24 protein-coding genes are annotated in these 21,628 nt (G+C 31.4%); 7 read left to right on the forward strand and 17 right to left on the reverse strand.

What is annotated here, in order from left to right:
* Positions 1-148: 148 nt before the first annotated feature.
* Both ACREVX_RS09405 and ACREVX_RS09410 read left to right on the forward strand, forming a co-directional pair.
* A complete protein-coding gene (locus ACREVX_RS09405) occupies positions 149-283 on the forward strand; it encodes a class IIb bacteriocin, lactobin A/cerein 7B family (protein ID WP_431543927.1) in 135 nt (44 codons plus the stop codon).
* Positions 284-310: 27 nt separating this feature from the next.
* Positions 311-469, forward strand: a complete 159-nt coding sequence (locus ACREVX_RS09410) for a hypothetical protein (protein WP_431543928.1) — start codon at positions 311-313, stop codon at positions 467-469.
* 231 nt (positions 470-700) lie between these two features.
* Here ACREVX_RS09410 and ACREVX_RS09415 read toward each other — a convergent pair whose 3' ends face one another.
* Both ACREVX_RS09415 and ACREVX_RS09420 read right to left on the reverse strand, forming a co-directional pair.
* Positions 701-943: a tyrosine-type recombinase/integrase gene (locus ACREVX_RS09415; protein ID WP_431543929.1), complete on the reverse strand. Its 243-nt coding sequence runs from the start codon at positions 941-943 to the stop codon at positions 701-703.
* An 814-nt stretch (positions 944-1,757) separates the two neighbouring features.
* Positions 1,758-2,648 (reverse strand): hypothetical protein, encoded by an 891-nt coding sequence (locus ACREVX_RS09420; protein WP_431543930.1) that lies wholly within the window; start codon positions 2,646-2,648, stop codon positions 1,758-1,760.
* Between the two features lie 443 nt (positions 2,649-3,091).
* Here ACREVX_RS09420 and ACREVX_RS09425 point away from each other — a divergent pair, with 443 nt between their 5' ends.
* Positions 3,092-3,271, forward strand: a complete 180-nt coding sequence (locus ACREVX_RS09425; RefSeq protein WP_431543931.1) for a hypothetical protein — start codon at positions 3,092-3,094, stop codon at positions 3,269-3,271.
* A 229-nt stretch (positions 3,272-3,500) separates the two neighbouring features.
* Here the strand turns inward: ACREVX_RS09425 and ACREVX_RS09430 are convergent, their stop codons facing one another.
* From ACREVX_RS09430 to ACREVX_RS09455, 6 genes are all read right to left on the reverse strand, one after another.
* Positions 3,501-4,646, reverse strand: a complete 1,146-nt coding sequence (locus tag ACREVX_RS09430) for an ATP-binding protein (RefSeq protein ID WP_431543932.1) — start codon at positions 4,644-4,646, stop codon at positions 3,501-3,503.
* Positions 4,647-4,847: 201 nt separating this feature from the next.
* Entirely contained in the window at positions 4,848-5,993 is a 1,146-nt protein-coding gene (locus ACREVX_RS09435) for a ribose-phosphate pyrophosphokinase (RefSeq protein WP_431543933.1), read from the reverse strand.
* Positions 5,994-6,690: 697 nt separating this feature from the next.
* Positions 6,691-7,560, reverse strand: a complete 870-nt coding sequence (locus tag ACREVX_RS09440; RefSeq protein ID WP_431543934.1) for a hypothetical protein — start codon at positions 7,558-7,560, stop codon at positions 6,691-6,693.
* A 45-nt stretch (positions 7,561-7,605) separates the two neighbouring features.
* On the reverse strand, positions 7,606-7,794 hold the full coding sequence (locus ACREVX_RS09445; protein WP_431543935.1) for a hypothetical protein: 189 nt from the start codon (positions 7,792-7,794) through the stop codon (positions 7,606-7,608).
* 377 nt (positions 7,795-8,171) lie between these two features.
* Positions 8,172-8,726 carry a CBO0543 family protein gene (locus tag ACREVX_RS09450; RefSeq protein WP_431543936.1) on the reverse strand — a complete coding sequence of 185 codons (555 nt, stop codon included), beginning with the start codon at positions 8,724-8,726 and terminating at the stop codon, positions 8,172-8,174.
* A 159-nt stretch (positions 8,727-8,885) separates the two neighbouring features.
* Positions 8,886-9,125: a hypothetical protein gene (locus ACREVX_RS09455; protein WP_431543937.1), complete on the reverse strand. Its 240-nt coding sequence runs from the start codon at positions 9,123-9,125 to the stop codon at positions 8,886-8,888.
* A 116-nt stretch (positions 9,126-9,241) separates the two neighbouring features.
* Between ACREVX_RS09455 and ACREVX_RS09460 the strand changes: the two genes are divergently transcribed.
* Together ACREVX_RS09460 and ACREVX_RS09465 are read left to right on the forward strand one after the other, a co-directional pair.
* A complete protein-coding gene (locus tag ACREVX_RS09460; RefSeq protein WP_431543938.1) occupies positions 9,242-9,385 on the forward strand; it encodes a hypothetical protein in 144 nt (47 codons plus the stop codon).
* Between the two features lie 250 nt (positions 9,386-9,635).
* Complete coding sequence (locus ACREVX_RS09465) at positions 9,636-10,319, forward strand: HAD family hydrolase (protein WP_431543939.1); 684 nt, start codon at positions 9,636-9,638, stop codon at positions 10,317-10,319.
* A 762-nt stretch (positions 10,320-11,081) separates the two neighbouring features.
* On the opposite strand, the gene ACREVX_RS09470 is transcribed toward ACREVX_RS09465, so the two are convergent.
* Positions 11,082-11,357: a hypothetical protein gene (locus tag ACREVX_RS09470; protein ID WP_431543940.1), complete on the reverse strand. Its 276-nt coding sequence runs from the start codon at positions 11,355-11,357 to the stop codon at positions 11,082-11,084.
* Positions 11,358-11,674: 317 nt separating this feature from the next.
* Between ACREVX_RS09470 and ACREVX_RS09475 the strand changes: the two genes are divergently transcribed.
* Entirely contained in the window at positions 11,675-13,216 is a 1,542-nt protein-coding gene (locus tag ACREVX_RS09475; protein ID WP_431543941.1) for a Na+/H+ antiporter NhaC family protein, read from the forward strand.
* A 191-nt stretch (positions 13,217-13,407) separates the two neighbouring features.
* Here the strand turns inward: ACREVX_RS09475 and ACREVX_RS09480 are convergent, their stop codons facing one another.
* Positions 13,408-14,325 (reverse strand): ketopantoate reductase family protein, encoded by a 918-nt coding sequence (locus tag ACREVX_RS09480; protein WP_431543942.1) that lies wholly within the window; start codon positions 14,323-14,325, stop codon positions 13,408-13,410.
* Positions 14,326-14,666: 341 nt separating this feature from the next.
* A complete protein-coding gene (locus tag ACREVX_RS09485) occupies positions 14,667-14,804 on the reverse strand; it encodes a hypothetical protein (protein ID WP_500861856.1) in 138 nt (45 codons plus the stop codon).
* Positions 14,805-14,988: 184 nt separating this feature from the next.
* On the opposite strand from ACREVX_RS09485, the gene ACREVX_RS09490 reads away from it, so the two are divergent.
* Positions 14,989-15,219, forward strand: a complete 231-nt coding sequence (locus ACREVX_RS09490) for a glutaredoxin family protein (RefSeq protein WP_431543943.1) — start codon at positions 14,989-14,991, stop codon at positions 15,217-15,219.
* A gap of 212 nt (positions 15,220-15,431) precedes the next feature.
* Here ACREVX_RS09490 and ACREVX_RS09495 read toward each other — a convergent pair whose 3' ends face one another.
* The 6 genes from ACREVX_RS09495 to ACREVX_RS09520 form a co-directional block, all read right to left on the reverse strand.
* Complete coding sequence (locus ACREVX_RS09495) at positions 15,432-15,695, reverse strand: hypothetical protein (protein ID WP_431543944.1); 264 nt, start codon at positions 15,693-15,695, stop codon at positions 15,432-15,434.
* Positions 15,679-15,747 carry a hypothetical protein gene (locus ACREVX_RS09500; protein ID WP_431544055.1) on the reverse strand — a complete coding sequence of 23 codons (69 nt, stop codon included), beginning with the start codon at positions 15,745-15,747 and terminating at the stop codon, positions 15,679-15,681. The genes ACREVX_RS09495 and ACREVX_RS09500 overlap by 17 nt, the downstream gene beginning before the upstream one ends.
* 57 nt (positions 15,748-15,804) lie before the next feature.
* Entirely contained in the window at positions 15,805-17,253 is a 1,449-nt protein-coding gene (locus ACREVX_RS09505) for a glycoside hydrolase family 32 protein (RefSeq protein WP_431543945.1), read from the reverse strand.
* Between the two features lie 130 nt (positions 17,254-17,383).
* Positions 17,384-18,763, reverse strand: coding sequence for a sucrose-specific PTS transporter subunit IIBC (locus ACREVX_RS09510; protein ID WP_431543946.1), 1,380 nt, complete (start codon positions 18,761-18,763; stop codon positions 17,384-17,386).
* A gap of 155 nt (positions 18,764-18,918) precedes the next feature.
* Complete coding sequence (locus ACREVX_RS09515; RefSeq protein ID WP_431543947.1) at positions 18,919-19,914, reverse strand: LacI family DNA-binding transcriptional regulator; 996 nt, start codon at positions 19,912-19,914, stop codon at positions 18,919-18,921.
* Positions 19,915-20,056: 142 nt separating this feature from the next.
* Positions 20,057-21,472: an alanine/glycine:cation symporter family protein gene (locus ACREVX_RS09520; RefSeq protein WP_431543948.1), complete on the reverse strand. Its 1,416-nt coding sequence runs from the start codon at positions 21,470-21,472 to the stop codon at positions 20,057-20,059.
* Positions 21,473-21,628: the final 156 nt, after the last annotated feature.

Raw genomic sequence — 21,628 nt, forward strand, 5'->3', positions numbered from 1 at the left:
AATAGCTAGGATTAGATAGGTTATTCGTACAATATCAAACTCAAATAAATTCTGGGGTGAAGTTGATTTTAAAGGAAAAATGAACGTAGAATTAACAATGTCTTAGGAGTTTTCGAGAGTACTAATACATATAATGGAGGTGAAAAATATGAAAGAGTTGAATTTTGATGAATTAACAGAAATTAACGGCGGTATTGGTGTGGTTGCTGGAATACTTATAATTGCAGGCATTGCTTTTGTAGCTGGGTCTGTGCGAGGATGCGCTAAAGCTGACGGGAAATAATAATGTAAAAATGGAGGGTAAATAACTATGGTTACTTTAGAAAATGATAAATTAGAAAATATTAATGGTGGTGATATTAGTTTAGACTTGGGAACAATTAGTCCTTGGGAAATTGGTAAGGAGTTTGGAGAACATGTAATATACCCATATGTATATAAGCCAGTTAAAAATTGGTGGAATTCGTAAATCTTTTGATTGAAAGTACACCATATAATTACATAGGGTTCGTATTAGAGTTGGACTAAATCCAACCAAACCCATTAATATCAATGATTTAAATCGAGTAGGAGCTAAATAATTAATTTATTTAGCTACCTCTCACACCACTTATTCCGACTTTATCATTATCCCGCCTTCTTTATAATACTATAGTTGAAACGTATTATTCTGAGTAAAAAGTCGGGATAATATTTTTTCTTACATCAATTCATAAAGACGCTTGATTAATTCATCATCGTCTTGCCATGGTGTAATTTTTTTGTCTTGCTTTAACGGATTGATAACGCTGGTCGCCTTTTCAATTGCTTCTCTCTTCATTTTTGTGTCTGCATAAGCGTAAATCATTGTGGTTTCCAGTTGTGCATGCCCGAGCCATTCCGAAAGAAGCGGCAATGGCATTCCTCCTCTGTAGAGATGCATTGATCGAGAATGCCTTATCATATGAGGATAGCAAATTCGCTCCGCTCATAAAAACCCCCGGGGGACGTGAACAAATTGTAACTACAATTTGTTTTGCTACAGTAGAAATACTGTCATTTCTAATGTACTCAGTATTAAATAATCTTGTTTTTCTTTAGTCATAAACCATGTTACTATTAGTATTATGATATAAATAACTGTCGTTACTATCACATCGAATTTACTCACTGCTATTTTTGCCATTACTTTATTCTACCCCTTAATTCCAAATATCTTTATAGATTAACCCTCTTGCCAATAAATATTGAAAATTTAAAGAAAATTTAATCACAATAAATATATAAAATCAGTTTCTTTAATTTACAATTAATCTTTAGTTTTTTCACTACAATGACACAAATAATTAGAAAGTAAAACTTGTACGCGCTGCTTACAAATTTTACAACGGGGTCGTACCAGCCAACTAATAAATGTAATTTTTGTATAAAGATTATATTTACTTCAATTATTTAATTCATACTCCCTCAAAATCCCTAAAAACGTTTAAATCTAAATCTTCTTTAAAGGTGTATCTACTATTTTTAGGATAAAATCTGTGTTAAACAATACAAATTTTATAGATTTTTATAGTCATTTAGCAAGCGTAAAATAGTTCAGGCCTTAGGTTAAGGTAGGGACTATTTTACGCTTGCGGTCTCCTCTATATTCCGTTCTTTTCAGTTCTTTTTATCTACTCAAATAACTTTATCTATTTTAACAACAGAAATACTTTCGTCTTCATTAGTAATTCTAAATCTTGCAGAAGAACCCTTTCAACGGTTCTTCTTATTTGCTACTATTCAACAACAATATTTATTATATAAGCACGATCCCAGTCACCATAATTAGGTACTATTTGGAGATAAGTACTTCCAGCCTTCAACATTTTAATAGAGCAACTTTCTCCTTTCTCATTAGCAGTGAAAAATGTTATATCATTTTCCTCACCCATAGTTCTGATAGTTGAATTAATTACTGTTGCATTTATTTTAAGAGTATCTCCTACTTTAAATTGAAATGTTGTTCCACTAGGATAATTATATTTAGTGAATACATCTTTATTAACAGTATAATTTATTGTGGTCGTCTTATGCTTAGTGGAACGGATAACTTCTAAATCTCTTACTAAAGAATTATCAGAATAATGTTTATAAGCAAGACCAGTTTTCTTATTTACAACAAAATACCAATCAGCTCCTGCATCCTCCCAATTAAGTTCAAATAATTTAAATTCATAGTAAGCGTTATTCTTAGGTAGTTCAGTTCCATCAGATGCTTTAAAGTTAAGATCAGGATGTAATCTATATGCCATTGCTAAAGCTTTTTTAGCTGTCATCCCATTATTTAATTTAGCAGCTTGTATCTTATCAGCGGCTTTCTTGTCTGCTATCTTCTTTGAAGCTAATTTATCGATAGCAATTTTTTTATCGTTAGCTATCTTATTGGCTATTTTCTTATCATTAGCTATTTTAAGATCATCTGCAATTTTCTTATCGTTAGCAATCTTAATATCATTAGCTTTTTGTTTAGCTACTTTCTTAACCTCTGCTTCCAGTAAAATATTATTCTCCACTATCTGTTTCTGAACTTTACTTACACCTCTATTATACACAACTGTAGCGAATGTAGCCGAAGTAACTAGAACTGCGGTAATACTTAAAATAATTAATCCAGTTTTCTTCATCATTAATAACTGTCTCCCATTTAATTACTATAAATACATTATATCACAGAAGAGAGGTGCTGAACACTTAACAGCGCTTCTCTTCTGTGATATACTAGGAGCAAATTCGCTCCGCTCATAAAAACCCCCGTGGGACGTAACTACACGTTAAATTAGCAGAGAAAATATAAAAGTAATACAATATTTTATATTGACTGAGTAAGAGATTCATCTACAGGTAAAGCTAGCGCCACATATAAAGATATAAAACTTGGGAGTTTTTATGTTTCTTATTTAAAATATGTGGTTAATAAAGAAAATTATTCATGTTTAAAAAAACGGTTTTTTATGTTTAAAAGGAGAGGATTCTAATTAAGTATTTAGTATTTGAAGAAGATAAAGAGCGGGGTATTCCTAGTTTCAAGTTAGATTTAAAAGCACCTTCTGAAATGCAATTTCTTCTGAACATGGTAGGATACTATCCTGCAACATTAGTAAACAAAGATATAGACGACTATATCGAGTGTGATAATAAAGAAAAGTTATGGAATAACGACAGAACTGCCTTCTATAAAGATAAAGATAGAATGATGGGCTTGTCAATTATATCGGGTATGAAATTGGAAGATATTGAAAAGTGTAAATAATTAAATGAGTTAAAAGCGTATCGAACAAATTGCAATCTGTTCGGTACGCTTTTATTTTGGATGTTTTTTTCTATTTATACCAAAAGGAGCATTGCATACATCTACCCGCTATATGGCGTGGGGTTGTATGGATCATTTTTGTAAACTAAACAAAAAACACTAAAGTATTACTAGTGTAGATCCTAGACTTAGAATCTTTTTAGTTCAATGTGATTTAGTTTAGATAGTGTTATTGTAGAACATTCAAAATACCATTGATAGAATAAAGGGGAAGATTGGTTAACCACTCCTCTTTTCTATAATCGGACATCGAGGTTCGAATTGCACACTTTGGATTGTATTTTAAATAATAGTTTTTTAAGCTTTTAGCTTGTAAACTTTCAGATGCCTTTACCTCAAGCGGAACAATATTCATTCCATTTTGAAAAATAAAATCAATTTCGCCGGTTGATCTTTCGGCAGTCCAATAAAAAGGTGTTATATTTTTATTAACCGTTAATTGTTGCAACACATATTGTTCAGTCAAAGCCCCTTTGAACTCCTCAAAAACTCTGTCACCTTCTAATAATGATTTTATATCAAGCCCACTCATAGCAGATAGTAATCCAACATCTAAAACAAACAGTTTAAATGCATTAAAATCTTGATATGCCATAAGTGGCATATCTGGTTTTGTTATTCGCCCTACTTTGTAAATTAAGCCACAGTCAAGGAGCCATTGCATGGCAAGTTCATATTCCTTTGCTCTTGCTCCCTGGCGAATAAGACCATATACAAATTTTCGGTTTTCTCTTGCAAGTTGAGCTGGGATTGATGTCCATAGCATACGTATTCTTGGTACAGTATCATTTGGAGCGTGCTTTGAAAAATCCTGTTCATATGCCATTAATAAACGATTTTGAACCTCACGCACCTCTGTATAATCCTGTGTTTCGATAAAACTATTTACAACCTCTGGCATTCCGCCAATATAATAATATTGTTTTAGAAGATCAATGTATTTACCTTTAAAACTTTTAATAAGATCAAAATCTTTAGTTTCTAAAAGATTTACCAAATCTTCATTTCCAGTTGCATTTAAAAACTCTATGAAGCTAAGTGGATACAAGTCCATAAACTCAACTTTACCCACAGGGAATGATGTGCCGGGATGAAGTGCTACACCGAGTAATGATCCTGCAGCTACTAAATGATATTGTGGTGCGTTTTCGCAAAAATATTTTAATGACGTTAATGCTAGCGCCGTCTCTTGAACCTCATCAAAAATGATGAGTATGCTTCGCTCATAAAAACCCCCCGGGGGACGTAAACAAATTGTGAACACAATTTGTTTTGCTACTAAATATTTTTTTCCTTCCACTCCTTCGTATCTCATAATAATCCCTAGGTTTAAACATTGTATATCGCACCCTACTTTTTTAAGACAAAACCACTGAAATTTTATGTAAATTTCAGTGATCTCACCAAATATATTGAATTTAATTCAATAATTAAAGATCTAAGGGCCCCTTCATTAGCCCTTAGATCCCATAGTAGCTATCCCAACAATAATATGTTTTTATAAAATCAGAATAAATTATAAATCATTTTGAGTTAGAAGTTTCTTAATTCCCTCAGTTGCATCTAATAATGGAGAAATTGATTTATCACAATTTATATTATCAATAACCCTTGCAATAAGACCAGACATATCAACCTCCCTAAACCATTCTGCCTGTTTAATGGTTTTGGGAATATAGGTTAAATTTGTAGAGAATACCCTTTTAATGTATCCCTTTTCATAAAATTCATTGAACTTTTCAATACCTTTTGTGAAAAAAGAAAAAGTAGTTGCAACATATATATTATTAGCTTTACGCTTTTTCAATTGAAGAACTATATCGAACACGGACTCTCCAGATGCAATCATATCATCAACAATTAATATATTCTGATTTTCAACATTTCTACCCATATACTCATGTTGTACTATTGGATTCTCTCCTTTGATTATCAACGAATGATCTCTCCTTTTGTAGAAGAGTCCTATGTCAAGTCCTAACATACTAGAATAATATATCGCCCTGTCCATCGCACCTGTATCAGGACTAATGACTAACATTTTTGTTCTATCAATAAATAAATCTCTTTCTGCTTTAAGGAAGGTCTTAACAATTTCATATGTAGGATACAGATTTTCAAGAGAAATCTGAGGAATAGCATTTTGAATATTTGGATCGTGAACGTCAAATGTAATAATATCATTTACGCCTAATCTCTGAAGTTCTTGTAATGCAATAGCGCAATCTAAAGATTCTCTCCCCCTACGCCTATGTTGCCTTGAAGAGTAGAGTAATGGCATTATCACAGTCACCCTTCTTGCTTTCCCTCCTAGGGCAGATAATACCCTTTTGATATCCTGGAAATGTTCATCTGGACCAATGTGATTTTCAAAACCAAACATATCATAAGTGCAACTATAGTTTCCAATATCACATAATATAAAGATATCTTTTCCTCTTACAGACTCGGTAAGTTGTATTTTTCCCTCACCATTAGAAAATCTTATTTGACGTATTGGGAGTAGATATGACTTCTGATTAGAATCGTCATCTTTTATACTATTTCTTGAATTTTTCAATCTGTTTTTTTGTATGTTATTATCAATTTTATTTCCCAATTCACTACAATTTTCTAATGCAATAATACCTAACTCTCCATACATTATTGGATCTAAACTCATATATAACCTCAACCCCTTTTTAATTTTAAATCATTCTTTAAAAGTATTGATTGTTTTTAATCACTATTTTATTTTCACCTTTTATATGTTAATCCCTTGTACACTCATCATAAAGTATAGCCCTAACAGTTGCAGCGTTTATTTCTTATTAGCCATAATAGTATTAAGTCATCTATAGATATACCCCCCTCTAAATACTTAACTTCACATATACTATAATTCTACATTAATTTCCAAACACCTTTATACTGATTACCCTTCCTGTAAATAAGTGTTAAAAATCTATCGAAGCTTCAATCACAATAAACATTTTAAAATCACGTTCTTTAATTTACAATTAATTTTTAGTTTTGTCACTCTAATGACATAGCTAATTGATAATATAAGTACATACAAAGCAATTGATTTTTTTAATTAGAGTCCCCCTTTAATTAAATATAAATTTATATAAACCCAAAGAGATGGAGCCAGCAGATAAATTTATCTGCTGGCTCCATCTCTTTGTAAGCTAATCCGACTACACAATAACAACAAAAACTGGAAATGCAACTTTCAATCTTTAGCAAGTAAAATAATCGTCTCCGCTACGCTTCGCCTATTTTTTTACAAAGACCCCCGAGGGTCGTGAATAAATTGTAACACAATTTGTTTTGATATTTACTAAAGAGAGAGAATACACAAAATTATTTACACAACCTTAGAGGCTTAAATCATTGCTTTGATTAGATTTAATCCTTAGCGTATTATTTTCGCGTTTTGCTGCTACCCCTTTACTATCAAAGCTGAATAAGATTTTAATAATCCAAGCAAAAATTAGTATTACCACTATCGGTATAACACAAGTGGTTATAATCAGAACAGCAATTATCTCTAAAAATGTATTTAGTGTATCTTCTCCCTTTTTAGTTATTTCAGATATGCCATTTCCTATTTTAGAAGTTAAATTGGATAAAGAATCGCCTATTTTTTCAATCCAGTTTTTGTCTTCTTTGTAAAGTTCATTTTTCTTTTCTTCTATATATTCTTTGTTTTGTTTTGCAGTTTCAACCGTCTGTTCTATAGATGCTTGGTAAGAAGATTGCATTAAGTCACTTACTTGTACGCTTGCTGGAATTGCCATAAATAGAATAATTCCAAATATAGTTAGTTTTATTGCAAGATTTTTTAATTCAACTTTCTTTATGTATAAATAAGAAGCACCTAAAAAACAAGCAAATGGAATAATAAAAGTAAATGACACATAACCAACTACTGCAATTAACATCTTTTCTAATAAAATTGCACTCAGTACAACAATGAAATAAGAGCTTAATTCTGCAATCTGATTAGCGATTGGAATTGCAGCATCTCCGGGTAGAAACGATAGAGCTGTTGAGGATGCTGCCGCTGATGCTGCGAGTTTCATAACTACAACTTTTTTATCGTCCAATGATTTTACGTTTGCTGCATTAAAACTTGGGGCTGTTACTATTTTTGATACAACGAAAATTGAAAACAATGCTATTGAGAGTAATGTTATAAGTATCATAGTTCGCTTAGAAAATTTTATTTTAATTTTTTTTATCATAATTTACCTCCAATTTTAAATTAATTCATAATATTATATTAGCAATCAGAACTTGTCCACTGCGTTACCAATTTCTGTAACGGGATCGCACCAGCCGACCAATATATGTAATTTTCGTAAAGCAAGTGGGTCCAGCAAAACTTGTCCCCATAAAAGGATAAGACCCTTGGGATAATTTTTAATTACTATTTTAGTTTCACCTTTTATATATTCATCTCCTGGACACTTCATCATAAATTATAGCCCTTATTTCTTATTAGCCCCTGGTATTAGGTCCTCTATAACTACTCACACTCTAGATACTTAACTTCACATATACTATATTTCTATGTTAATTTCCAAATACCTCTATATAAGGTAATATATTTATCAATAATTACTGATTTGTTATTAAAATAATTAGAAAAAGCCTACTCCATAGATTACTCTATGAAATAAACTCTTGCTGTTAGCAAATTCACTCCGTTCATAAAAACCCCCGGGGGACGTAAACAAGTTGTGACCATAATTTGTTTTGCTATCTGCAAAGTAGATAAATAATATAGGAAAGTTACAAAGCAACTTATATCTAGGTAAGGAGTCAGTTAGTTGCTAAATTAATAAAATCGAGTTTATTTTAATTTAGCAAATTTATCGTTTGATGCTAAATAGTTTGCAACTAAATATATGAAAATCATTATAGGGACAGAGTAATAGTTTTCCCAATGTGTCCTTCTATACAACCCTAACAATTCATTTAAGGGTTCAAACATAAAAGAACTAATTACAGAATATAATCCTGCTTTAATATAAGGACTGACATTAGGGAAATATTGAATGAAAAGCATAGTGGCAACAGGCAATGCACAAATATCATAGGGTATGAATTCTGGCATTAAAGGAAACATTTTTACAGGGTAATACCATAAACCAATTGATGCACCAATCATATCCAAAGCAGAGGAAAATAACATAACAAAAAAGGCGACATATAACAGCCTATTAGTGCTTTCCTTTTTTCTAACCAATAACCAAATAGTCCACGGTAAAACAACTAATGATACTGCTATCCACCATCTCCAAGTAAATAGAATATTATTTTTCCAAAAATAGAAATACTCTATGTGAACATTATGTAGTTTTTCATATAAGCTATGCGATTGCGCTTCTAGTGTGTTCCAATTCATTATGAATTCACCTTTCAGGCATAAAGCCATATATTAGATTTATTTTAAATTATATATTAATATGATCTGTTTTACTAACACCAAGTGCATGATTCGACCAAAGTGTAGTTGTAACCATTTCAACAAGGGTTTCTGTTTCTTTACATTTGATTTTGCCTGTTAGGGAATATAAAATTGCAAAGTTATGTGTGCGTTATAATTTATAAATACTTCCCATAAAAATAAAAGAAATCCCCCTAAATATTTTGATAAAAGAAGATGCCCTATTCCTGGAAAGGCCGCAGACCAACATGCAATTATATATGGACTTCTTAAATGAATGCGAATGGTTGTTGTACCCATTAAACTTACATACGCTCTTTTTCTATGTGGTGTGCTATTCGCTTTGTAGTTATCCATTTTTTAACCCCATAATTGAATTTTACTCGTCTTATTTAATACATGTTATAAAATATTTTCTATATCTAACAACATATCCTATATTTGTATTTCTATACATGTACAGCATGTTTATTATGTTATTAGCAAGTAAACAAATTGTAAACACGATTTGTTTACTTGCTACTGGTGGAAAAGGTGGAACTGTATCCGGATCAAACTTTATTAAATTCCATTTAGTTTTATTAGATTTATATGAAGTACATTTTCAAAAGATTTAAGGTACTCATTATAATTTAACTTTATTCTATATTTAGAGGATAAAAAATTATATGCCCCTGAATAAGATATTTTAGTATTTCCAAGTGTTCCACACCCTGCACTTTTCCCTTGTACATTATATATTATTTCAAATGCTATAGTTATAAAAAGATGATAAATTTGGATAAAAGAAGATTAGGATAAATACTGAGATCTTATGGTATAATAAATGTTACCTACAAAAATAATAGTAAATAGGAGGATGATTTTATGTTGAAAGCAGTTATATTTGATATGGATGGAGTAATTATTGATAGTGAACCAACACATATGAAACTAGAAAATGAAACTTATAAAGAATTAGGAATAAAGGTTACACAAGATGAGCATCACTCTTTTGTAGGCGCCACTTCCAATTATATGTGGGAAACTCTAAAAAATAAATATAAGCTTAATCAAACACTTGATGAGTTAATTGAATATGATCGAAGTAAGTATTTTAAATACCTTAATTCAGATGAATGTGAAATAACTCTTATTGATGGGGTGAAAGATCTAATAAAAGACTTTCATGAGAATGGACTAAAGCTAGCCATTGCCTCATCATCTCCACTTGATGTAATTATGGCTATTGCAAAGAAATTTCAAGTAGAAGAATACTTTGAAGTTTTTGTTACCGGTGACTATGTACAAAGAAGTAAACCTGAACCAGATATATTTCTTTTTGCTTTAAAGAAGCTTGGTGTAAGCGCAGATAATTGTATAGTTATTGAGGATTCTCATAATGGGGTTCGCGCTGCTAAGAAAGCAGGTATGAAGTGTGTAGGAATTAATAGCGGCGTTGCCGGAAGCCAAGATATTTCCATGGCTGATTTAGTTATAAACATCTTTAAAGAGGTGGATTACATAAAATTAAGCAAGACATTTGCACATAATAGTTCTCTAAATACTTAATTTAGTTAAGCTTATAGTAAATGTACTCCGCTCATAAAAACCCCTAGGGGACGTAAACACCACTATTTACTTTGATACTCTTTTGACAAAGTATCTTTATATTTTCAAAATATAAGAATAAATTAAGGTACATTCCTTTAATTATACTAATATGATTATAAAGTTCATATTTAGTTTCTAGCGTATTTACTTTGCTGATACGACTTCTAGTCCTGATTACGTTTCATAATTCAATATTTATTATTAATTAAAAATAGTTCTTTACAAATATAAATTACTATGATATTATTAGTTCATAAACAAAGTAACAGAATTTAATTAATTAAACAAGTGGAAGTAATTCCACAAAGATATCACCCTCCTTAGATAAAGTAAAATAATCGCTAATAGAAAGGGGATAGTCCAATGTTTCAAATTAAGTTCTTAAAGTTTTTAGAGGTTAGTAAAATTTATAAATAAGAGGTCTTTAGAATATGTGATAAGACAAGAAAAATTTATTTGATCAAAATAAATTACTATACTCTACTTAATTAAAAATTAAATATGTAAATATATTAGAAGGAAGTTCTTAAGTGAACTTCCTTCTGTCAGTTTAATAATAACAACCCTCAGCAATGCTGGGAGTTTTAATTCATTGGATCAAGAATGAGTACCACCAGAGCCTATTGGTCTGTGTTTTATTCTTCTTCTACTTCTTTTCTATACTCATTGTCGAACTCAATATCTTCTACACGGTGTTTCATACTTAAAAGTGTTGAAAATTCAGAGAATCTTTAATCCTAACTTCTTAAGTCCAGTATAGCGTTCTGGATTAGAACTCCTAGGTCCCGCATTAAAATCACCAGTAATTATAGTTTGTGTTTTAATAATACAACAAGAAAATTTTATAATATGATTAATACATTCTCTTGTTGTATTATCATCATTACAAAAAATTCCTATAAGATTAATATTTTTTATTTGAACTGGTATAAATAAATGTCTCTTATAAAATTGTGGGATATTTGATTCCTTAATCTCATACTTTGAAGCAATCAAAACACCATTTATATTATTTCTATCTTGATTATGACGTATATGTTCAAACCCCGCTTGCTTTAATACTTTTTTTATTTATATCCTTTAATGTAACTGGTTTATTTCGTTCGTCATAACTATTAACCCCTTCCTGAGGTCCCTATCTATTCTCTATTTTTAAGCAAACATAAACTTACATTTTATATAAAGATCTCAGAGGTCGTATTAAAAACTGTAAGTTTTACTTTTGGTAACACCTAATCAATTGATTGTACAGTTAGAGTAATGTATAATTATACATTGTTGATGATTTACATCTAAATATAGGAGGAGAATGAATGAGTAATTATGGATTTTTATCGGTTATACCTGTTTTTTTAGCAGTTGTACTTGCAATTAAATTTAAAAATGTTGTACTGGCCTTATTTGCCAGCGTATTCGTTGGAGTTTTAATATTGGTAAAATGGAGGCCAGTATTTGGAGTTACAACAATGATTGAAAAATATTTTTTTGTGCAACTCACAGATGAATATAATGCAGGAGTTCTAGTACTCCTAGTGTTTATTGGCGGTTTTATAGCCCTAATGGAAAAATCAGGAGGTGCTACGGCTTTCGCAAATAAAGTTGCTACAGTAATTAATAGCAGATTAAAATTACAATTAGCCGCATGGTTTGGTGGAATAATTGTATTCTTTTCAGATCTTGGTACGCCTCTAATAGTTGGACCGGTTTTCGAACCATTATTTGATAAATTAAGGGTGTCTAGAGAAAAACTTGCCTGGATTTTAGATGCAACAGCTTCTCCAGTTGCTATACTTGTGCCTTTTATAGGTTGGGGCGTCTATATTATGGGCCTTATACAAAAGGAGTTTGATTTACTTAAAATAACCGAATCGGATTGGACGGCGTTTATTAATGCAATCCCATTTAATATCTATTCTATTCTTTCCATTATTATTATCCCAGTTGTTGCATTTACGGGTTATGAATTTAGTTCAATGGCAAAATCTGAAAAAAGAACTCAAGACACTGGAGAGATATATTGGCCAGATTCTAAACCACTAAGAAAATCTGAAACAACAGTAGAAACTAACGGTAGTAAACCAATACTCATATGGCTTCCTTTATTGGTTTTACTAATAACAATGTTTAGTATACTTGCACCACTAGGTTTTCCCTTTGTAAAAATTTCGGGAAATGCATTTAGATCTGCTTTATGCACAGGCTATTTATTTGCAGGGGTTCTATTAATGTTAATGATGGTATTCTACAAAGTTAAGACCTTTGAGGAGACCTTTAGTATTTATACTCAAGGCATGAGTAAAATGATGTACGTTGCAATTATACTTGTTTTGGCATGGTCATTAAGCTCAGTGAGCAAAGAACTGGGAACAGCAAACTACATAATACAAGTAACTCAAGGTGTTATGCCTGCATGGTTACTTCCATGTACAGTATTTTTAATTGGCGGAATTTTATCCTTTTCAACAGGATCATCATGGGGCACGTATGCAATACTTATGCCATTAGTTATACCTATGGCGTATGCTATAGGTTCACCAATGCATGTGTGCATTGGCGCTGTATTAGCAGGTGGAATGTTTGGCGATCACTGTTCACCTATATCAGATACAACAATCCTTGCCTCATCTGGTGCTGGGTGTGATCATATTGATCATGTAAAAACTCAACTTCCCTACGCATTATTAAATGGATTTGTATCAGTTATTGGTTTTATCATAGCAGGCTTAACCCAAAGCACCGTAGCACTTCTTATATCAGTAATTCTATCAATCACCCTTTTAGTAGTTGCTTCGAAATTTAAGGGTATTAGAATAAAAAATATGACATTAAATGATATCGAGAAACTAAATAGCTAATTTTAACTTATCTAAAAATAAATGGCTGATACTTTATATAAAGTATCAGCCATTTATTAATTAAGAATATTATCAAATTCGCTTCGCTCATTAGCAAACAGAACTTGTCCACTACGTTACCAATTTCTGCAACGGAATCTTGTCCAGTGAAATAAACTGTAAACAGTTTGTTCTTTCTAATTTTACCATAGTTAGTATTTACCTTCTATAAATTTAATTCTATCATATAGTTTTCTATTTACAGGAGTAGATATGCTATATTTTTTGCCTAGCTTTAATACCTCACCTGCAAATAACTCCACCTCGCTATATCTCCTCGCATCCATATCCTGGCTCATTGATGTTTTTGATTGTGGATTTAATGTGCTTAATATCTTTAGCCAATAGTTCAAATCTGCCTCAGTTAAACTAGTTCCTGCCTTTTCAGACAATGCTATAACCTCTCTCATAGCTGAAATCATTATTTCTCTTTCTAATCCTTCTTTTTGTATTTTATCATAGTTACATTCATATACAGCAACTGTTTGATTTAATCCAACATTGAGCATAAACTTACCCCATTGTCTCTTGTACATATCCATTACTGCTTCATATGGAAACTCTACCTTGTCAAAAAACTCAGAAACCCTCTTCACCTTTTCTGTCATAATGCCTGGTTCTCGTTCCCCAAAACAGAGCATTCCCATATTCTGATATGTTAATTTATTTCCTTCTTTAACTGCATCCATGCCTTGTGCAACGCAATATAAAATTTTATCCATTCCATAAGTTTCAGAAATAATAGCTTCACTTGAAATTCCATTTAATGCTGATAAAATAATAGTGTGTTCTCCTATCTGATTAGATGCATCTTTTATAGCATTATTCAATGCACTATATTTAACAGCAAAAATAATTAAATCTGCAGGTTCGCATAACTCCTCAGGTGTCACATAATTGAACTTACAAAGTTCACCATTACAATACACATGGCTATTTTCATATTTTTTTATTCTATCCTTATCAGCAATAATCCTCAAATTTTCTTCTGGCATTTTCTTTGATAGGTTATTACCAAACAAGATTCCTAGCGCTCCAAGGCCTATAATTGATACTGTTTTAATTCCCATACTTTTGCAACTCCTTTCATGTAAAATTCCTCATCAAATCCACCTTTGAAAAATTGACAATTAGCATTGGTGGTTATAACAAAATAATTTTTATCTTTAACTATATCATACAATAGTTTATAAGTATAAAGTTGCTCTTGACTATATAAAACATTATTAATATTGACTGCCCAGAATCTCCAATAAGTAATTGTATTATCTATCCTGCTTTAACTGGATTACATACTTCTAAAATCATAAATTCATATTACCGCGGTTGTAAAAGGTTTCTAAAATTAGTAGAATAAATTAAAAAACAAAGCTCTAAATCGGAGCTTTATTTTTTACTTATATTACTTACATTAAGCCTTAAGTTTTAAAGCCTCATAAATTGCATAATCCTTAAACCCAATCACCCCAACCTTTAAGCCATCATAGAAAAAACCATTGCAAGATGTACAATGACTTACCCCTTTTCCAATAATAATCACATCATACATAAAATCACCTTCCTTTACAAAATATATTCATTAATTACTAAAATACCTTATATATTATTTAATTAACTCAATATAGTAATTATTTTTTTAATACTTGTTGCATTTTTAGAATGCGTTGCATATATTATACCTATAGGGGGTATCAAACTCTTATTTAAAAATTTATTTTCTAGGAGGTAATTTTATGTCAATAAAAGTATATTCAACACCTACATGTCCATGGTGTACTATTACAAAGAATTATTTGAGATCTAAAAATTTTAAATTTGAAGATATTGATGTATCGAAAAACAGAGAAGCTGCTAAGGAAATGATAAAAAAATCGGGACAAAGAGGTGTTCCGGTTATAGATATTAATGGTAAGATTATTGTAGGCTTTGACCAGGATACAATTGATAAATTAATGAAATCATAAAGGGAATAGATTTTCCATTAGAGCCACCTAGTTTTTTGTTTTAAAAAACTGGGTGGCTTCTACTTGCTATTCTTGAATTTATTAGCAACACAGCTTGTCCGTTTCACCTTCAATCTCTGTAAGGGGTCAGACCCTTGGGTAATTATGAAGCTGTATTAATTAGAAAGTAAAACCTGTACGCATACACTTCCAAATTTTACAATAGGGTCGTATCAGCATACCAATAGATGTAATATCAAATTTGTATTTAACTTTTCGGATAATTTATGTATTATTTGAGTATCATCTATGCCCATATTAGTAGAATGTATCTCTATGGCATCAGGCACAAATTCTTCAAGGTTTTCTTTCACAAAATCTCTATATCTAAAAGGGTGTACAAATGCTATATTCCCATTATTTTTTCTAACATAAACATATAATTCCTCGTAAACCCATTTTTTATCTTCAAGTATTTTATCATGTTCTTTCCCCATAGATATAGTTTTTCCATTTTCCTATCTTTAAATATTGTAGAATCATATTAATAGGGAATAGGTTAAAGAATAAGAAATATGAGGCAAATACTGCATAAACAAACCAATATCATATACTCCGAATACCCCATTTATTTATAGACACAATTCCATTACAGGTTACTTTTACTCCTTCGTCTTCCCCCCACTGATAAAATCTTGTGGTAAATACTTCTTGTCCCCCATTTATAAATATTTCTATAGAAGATGTATCTGAAAATATCCATATTGATTGTAGTTTATCTAATTTGACTATCCTCTTCACCCTACCGTATCCACTATTACCTAAAGAAAGCTCAAGTATTTGTTCTTCTTGAGTGAATATCAATTTACAGTCATTTCTCATAATTAATTGAAAATCACCAGAAAGCTTCTCTAACTCTAGTTTTAATTCTAAGATCTCTCCCTTTAATTCTTTAAATACTTTTTCTCCATTAATTCTGGTTTTAATTGCTATATGATTCTTTCGTAATTCTTCCATTTCCACAATAGGCCTTTGTATAATTTTTTCATTTACTATAAAAAGTTCTCTAGGCATAGTTAAAGCATGCTGCCAAGAATTTTTTATAGTAGGATTACTATACTGAGCTACATCAGTAAGTCCCATCCACGCTATCATTATGCGCCGGCCTTTACTATCCTTAAAAGTTTGAGGGGCATAAAAATCAAACCCTCTATCCAATTCTATAAATCGCTGATAATTAAAATTCTTCTTATTTTCATTAAAGCTTCCCAATAGATATCCACTTTGATGTATATTGTTATATAAGTACCCTTTTGCTGGAATTCCCTGTGGTGATATAATCAAAACATCTGTCTCATCTAAAGTGAAAAAATCTGGGCATTCCCACATGTACCCTAATCCTTCTAATCCTCCTGCTGGTATGCTTTGAAGATTCCAATCCACTAAATCTTTAGATTTATATAAAAGCACGTAACCTTTATTATCTTTCCCTCTTGCACCTAATACCATATAGTAATTATTATTTTCCTTCCAAACCTTAGGATCTCTAACATGTAATGTAAAGTTTTTAGGAAAATCTTTATTTGTTAATACTAGTTTTTTTTCACCAAAATTAATTCCGTCGAGACTTTTTACACAAATCACATTTTGCTGTCTACCAGTAAGTAAATAATCGTAGTTACCTTCTTCCTTTACATTACCAGTATAAAACAAATATAATTCTTCTCCTTCTACTAAAGCTGACCCCGAATAAACTCCATCACGATCAAATTCACTGTCTGGATATAAGGCTATTCCTAGATCATCCCAACGCAAGAGATCCTTTGATTTATAATGTGCCCAAAATTTTAATCCACCTTTAGCATCTAGTGGTGAATATTGATAAAAGACATGATATTCACCTTTAAAATAGCACAATCCATTAGGATCATTTAACCATCCTATTTTAGGCATAATATGATATTTTAATGCCCACTTATCTCTATTTACTGTGTCTTTAACATTATCTATTGCTGCAACTATTTCTTCATTTAATGTTCCAATTTTTTTCACCATAATTACCTACCTTTTCATAATGTTATCTACTTGTTTTTTCATTGCAATGCATCAATAGCATTTCTTTTTAGAAATTTAAAAATTATACCTCAAGAGTTGCTATTCCCTTGAGGTTAAAATAACTTTTATATTATTCTTCTTCTATACCTAAAATATAAGTTGCACCAAATGAAACAACTAATGCTATGATTAAGCCTATTACATAATTAACCATTGATCCAGATTTTACTATAGTAAGAGCTGGAATTGCAGTTAATCCTATAGCATTCATTGCTACCTTTGTTAATACTACATAAGCGCCTGCAATAGCTCCACCTGCAAGTGCAGCTAAAAATGGCTTTCTGAATTTTAAATTAACACCAAATATAGCAGCTTCGGTTATTCCAAGAAACGCACTTAAAGCAGAGGGTAATGCAATAGATTTAGTTTTTGCATTCTTTGTTTTAAAATATACAGCTAGTGCAGCACCTCCTTGTGCAAAATTTGACATGCACCATATAGGAAGTAATGTATTAGCTCCAGTTTTAGCTAATAACGTAAGTTCAATAGCATGGAAGCTATGGTGAATACCAGTAATAACTATTATTGAATATGTTCCACCAAATAATAATCCAGCTAGTAGTCCAAACTTAGTAATTGCAAAAGTTAAGAATATACTTATTCCGTTTCCTATAAGCATTGCAAAAGGTCCAACTATAGATAATGCTAAAAATCCAGTTATTAAAACAGTTAAAAATGGGGTTAAAAATAGATCTAGTATATCTGGCACAATTTTTCTAATTCTTTTTTCTATTATGCTCATTATCCAAATTACAAGCAAAATTGGTAAGACAGTTCCTTGATATCCCACTAGTGGCATAGTTATCATCCCACCTAATATAGGCATAGTTTTATATCCTCCACCTATTGTCCATGCATTTTGAAGTGCAGGATGAATCATTATTCCCCCAATAACAGCCGCTAAATATGGATTAGTTCCAAATTCTTTTGCTGCACTAAATGCTACCAATATTGGGAGGAATATAAATGCTGAAGAACTAAACCAATCTAGCATTGTCCACCACCAAGTCTGAGACAATGACTCAAGACCAAAAGCTTTTAGTGCTCCCAAGGTTCCCATTAAAAGTCCTGATGCTACAATTGCAGGAATTATAGGCACAAATATATTTGATAATATCCTTGCTATCTTTTGAATTGGGTTTAGCTTTTTCATAGCATTTCTTTTTACATCTGAAGTACTGGTTTCATCTATATTTGCTTCTAAAGCAAACTGCTCATAAACTTTATTTACAATACCCTGGCCTAATATTATTTGGTACTGTCCCCCATTTAAAAAGCTTCCTTTCACTAGCTCTAAGTTTTCAATTTCATCTTTTTTTATAAGACTATCATTTTTTAGAACCAGCCTTAAACGAGTTGCGCAGTGGGCCGCACTATCTATATTTTCCTTCCCACCTATTAGTTCTAATATTTCACTAGAAGTTTTCTTGTATAATGTATCCTTGCTCATAATATTTCCCCCTCGTATAATTTTAATATATTTTTAAATGTGGTATCGTTCCCATAATGGATAAAAAATATTTAAATACCAACAACAGATTTAACCTTTGTGGTATCGTTCCCATAAGCACTAAAAAAATGCAAACTCCTTAAATGTTTACATTTTTATTGTATACTATTTCTTATCTCAAGTCTATAGTTTAATTTAATCTTTTTTGTATTTTCTTTTAAATAGTCTAATTTTTTGTTTAATAACCCCATCATTATTTCAGCACTTTTTTCTCCAGCAGTTTTATAAAAATAATGAGCTGTAGTAAGTTTCGGAGTTACTACTCTAGATATTTTTGAATCTCCAATACTACAAATGGATATATCTTCTGGAATGCTGTATCCCATATCGGTAAGGCATTGCATTGCTCCTATGGCTATATTATCACTTACAGTAAAAATTGCTTTTGGTTTTTCAGTTTGATTCATTAATTCTGCTGCTAATTTATACCCAGAATCCATAGAAAAATCACCTTTTTTAAAAAACTCTTGTTTGCATGAAACACCATATTCTTTTAAGGCATCCATATATCCTCTTTTTCTTTCAAACCCAACAGAAATATCTTCTTCAGTAACTCCTATAAATGCTATTTCTGTATGACCTTTGTTTAAAAGTAACTTAACCATATCCTTAGAAGCATTGTAATCATCATAATAAACGCAATGAAAATTTTCAGTTTTTTGAGCTACTACAACTATTGGAAGTTCTATACTATCCATAATCCTTAAATGCTTTTCTGTTAATTTTGTTGCCATGAATATTATGCCGTCTACTTGATTGTTATTAAATATCTTTAAATATTCAATTTCCTTGTCTACACTTAAATTTGTACTTGCAATGAGTATCTCATAACCATATTTAGATACTTCATTTGATATCCCCTCAACAACTCTAGAAGCAGTTTCTGTACTTATTTTAGGAACAATAACCCCAATAAGGTTTGTTATTTTGGTTCTTAGAGTTTTAGCTTGACGAAGAGGAGTGTATCCTGTACTCTCTATTACGTCTTGTATTTTCAGTCTATTTTCATCACTAACATATCCATCATTTAAATACCTAGATACCGTAGACTTAGATACCCCAGCTAACTTTGCTACATCTATAATGTTCATAATTATCACCAACTAAATATATTTTACTCCTATCTATATAGTATACTTTTACTTCTATGTATAATCAACTTTTCAATGAAATTTGTTCGAACTCCCTTGCAAATTATAATTATCATAAAAACCTCTGGGGGACGTAATTCTATTATATTGGAAGATTTCTTTCCTTTTCATTAATAATTTTTCCATTTACATCAATTTCTCTTATTGGATCACTATTTATTGCTTGTATATTATCATTCCATAAATATTTCTTAGTTTCACTTACAATTACAGGACTTAGCATAAGTAAGGCAACTAGATTTGGAATTACCATTAATGCATTAAATATATCTGCGAGTCCCCAAACCAAAGAAATTGAGAACACTGATCCAATATAAATAAATATGACCCAAAATATTCTATATGGCACAATAGCTTTTTTACCAAGTAAGTATTCAATTGCTTTTTCTCCATAATATGACCAACCAAGTATAGTTGAAAACACAAGTGTAATAAGTCCTATTGTTAACATTATAGGTCCTACAACAGGTATTGCTGAGAATGCGGCCTTAGTAAGTGCAGCACCCTCTAGACCTTTTTGCCAAAAACCTGAATTTACAATAGTTATGCCCGTCAATGCAGCCACAACAACTGTATCCCAAAAGGTGCCTGTTGCTGAAACCAATGCTTGCTTAACTGGGTTTCTTGTTTGTGCAGCTGCTGCAACTATTGGTGCACTACCAAGACCTGATTCATTTGAAAAAAGGCCCCTGGAAATACCAAATCTCATTGCCATCATAACTCCTGCTCCAGCAAATCCACCAGTTGCGGCCTGAGGTGAGAAGGCATCCCTAAATATTAGAGCTATTGTGCTTCCAATAGTTTTATATCCAATTACAAGAAGTATAAGAAGTCCAATAAAATAGAATAGGGCCATGAATGGAACTAGAATTTCACATACCTTAGCTATTTTCTTTATTCCACCCAATATAACAAGTGCTACTAATGCAGCTATTACAATTCCTGTAATCCAAGTTGGTACATTAAAGGTTTCATATACCATTGAAGATACGGAGTTAGATTGTACCATACATCCAATACCAAAAGCTGCAATACTTGTAAATAATGCAAAGGCTACTCCACCGAATTTTGACTTAAGTCCATGCTCTAAAACATACATAGGACCACCAGCCATTGTACCATCCTTTGTTTTAACACGATACTTAACAGATAACAACGCCTCGGAATATTTTGTAGCTATTCCAAAAATTCCTGTTAACCAGACCCAAAGGACTGCACCGGGTCCACCAATACCAATTGCTGTTGCTACACCAACTATGTTTCCAGTTCCCATAGTACCTGCAAGTGCTGTTGTTAACGCACTAAATTGGCTTACATCCCCCTCTTGACGACCATAGTCATCTTTTGTTACTGATAACTTTATAGCTTTAAATATATACCGTTGAATAAATTTAAGTCTATAAGTTAAGAATAGATGAGTTCCAAACAATAAAACAATAAGTGGTATACCCCATATCCATCCATCAATTTGATTGACTATATTTTCAAATGATTCCATTTATATTCCTCCTTATTTGATTTAATAATATTATCTAAAAATTTTATAGTGATTCCCCTTATAATCCGGTGTCATTGCAAAAATCAACGAATACCTCAGCGCTTATCTTAGCGCATTGGTACTTTCTTTATGAACTCAGATATAGCCCTTTGCTTT

Source organism: Clostridium sp., assembly GCF_050717545.1.
Classification (GTDB): Bacteria; Bacillota; Clostridia; order Clostridiales; family Clostridiaceae; genus Clostridium_AD.

Coding starts and splice junctions, on each gene's coding strand:
- ACREVX_RS09480 (WP_431543942.1), bottom strand. CDS start 14,325: ATGGGAATTAAAACAGTATCAATTATAGGCCTTGGAGCGCTAGGAATC.
- ACREVX_RS09420 (WP_431543930.1), bottom strand. CDS start 2,648: ATGATGAAGAAAACTGGATTAATTATTTTAAGTATTACCGCAGTTCTA.
- ACREVX_RS09425 (WP_431543931.1), top strand. CDS start 3,092: ATGGTAGGATACTATCCTGCAACATTAGTAAACAAAGATATAGACGAC.
- ACREVX_RS09440 (WP_431543934.1), bottom strand. CDS start 7,560: ATGATAAAAAAAATTAAAATAAAATTTTCTAAGCGAACTATGATACTT.
- ACREVX_RS09495 (WP_431543944.1), bottom strand. CDS start 15,695: ATGGGGAAAGAACATGATAAAATACTTGAAGATAAAAAATGGGTTTAC.
- ACREVX_RS09450 (WP_431543936.1), bottom strand. CDS start 8,726: ATGAATTGGAACACACTAGAAGCGCAATCGCATAGCTTATATGAAAAA.
- ACREVX_RS09415 (WP_431543929.1), bottom strand. CDS start 943: ATGATAAGGCATTCTCGATCAATGCATCTCTACAGAGGAGGAATGCCA.
- ACREVX_RS09445 (WP_431543935.1), bottom strand. CDS start 7,794: ATGATGAAGTGTCCAGGAGATGAATATATAAAAGGTGAAACTAAAATA.
- ACREVX_RS09505 (WP_431543945.1), bottom strand. CDS start 17,253: ATGGTGAAAAAAATTGGAACATTAAATGAAGAAATAGTTGCAGCAATA.
- ACREVX_RS09430 (WP_431543932.1), bottom strand. CDS start 4,646: ATGAGATACGAAGGAGTGGAAGGAAAAAAATATTTAGTAGCAAAACAA.
- ACREVX_RS09435 (WP_431543933.1), bottom strand. CDS start 5,993: ATGAGTTTAGATCCAATAATGTATGGAGAGTTAGGTATTATTGCATTA.
- ACREVX_RS09520 (WP_431543948.1), bottom strand. CDS start 21,472: ATGGAATCATTTGAAAATATAGTCAATCAAATTGATGGATGGATATGG.
- ACREVX_RS09455 (WP_431543937.1), bottom strand. CDS start 9,125: ATGGATAACTACAAAGCGAATAGCACACCACATAGAAAAAGAGCGTAT.
- ACREVX_RS09515 (WP_431543947.1), bottom strand. CDS start 19,914: ATGAACATTATAGATGTAGCAAAGTTAGCTGGGGTATCTAAGTCTACG.
- ACREVX_RS09490 (WP_431543943.1), top strand. CDS start 14,989: ATGTCAATAAAAGTATATTCAACACCTACATGTCCATGGTGTACTATT.
- ACREVX_RS09405 (WP_431543927.1), top strand. CDS start 149: ATGAAAGAGTTGAATTTTGATGAATTAACAGAAATTAACGGCGGTATT.
- ACREVX_RS09485 (WP_500861856.1), bottom strand. CDS start 14,804: ATGTATGATGTGATTATTATTGGAAAAGGGGTAAGTCATTGTACATCT.
- ACREVX_RS09475 (WP_431543941.1), top strand. CDS start 11,675: ATGAGTAATTATGGATTTTTATCGGTTATACCTGTTTTTTTAGCAGTT.
- ACREVX_RS09410 (WP_431543928.1), top strand. CDS start 311: ATGGTTACTTTAGAAAATGATAAATTAGAAAATATTAATGGTGGTGAT.
- ACREVX_RS09465 (WP_431543939.1), top strand. CDS start 9,636: ATGTTGAAAGCAGTTATATTTGATATGGATGGAGTAATTATTGATAGT.
- ACREVX_RS09460 (WP_431543938.1), top strand. CDS start 9,242: ATGTTATTAGCAAGTAAACAAATTGTAAACACGATTTGTTTACTTGCT.
- ACREVX_RS09510 (WP_431543946.1), bottom strand. CDS start 18,763: ATGAGCAAGGATACATTATACAAGAAAACTTCTAGTGAAATATTAGAA.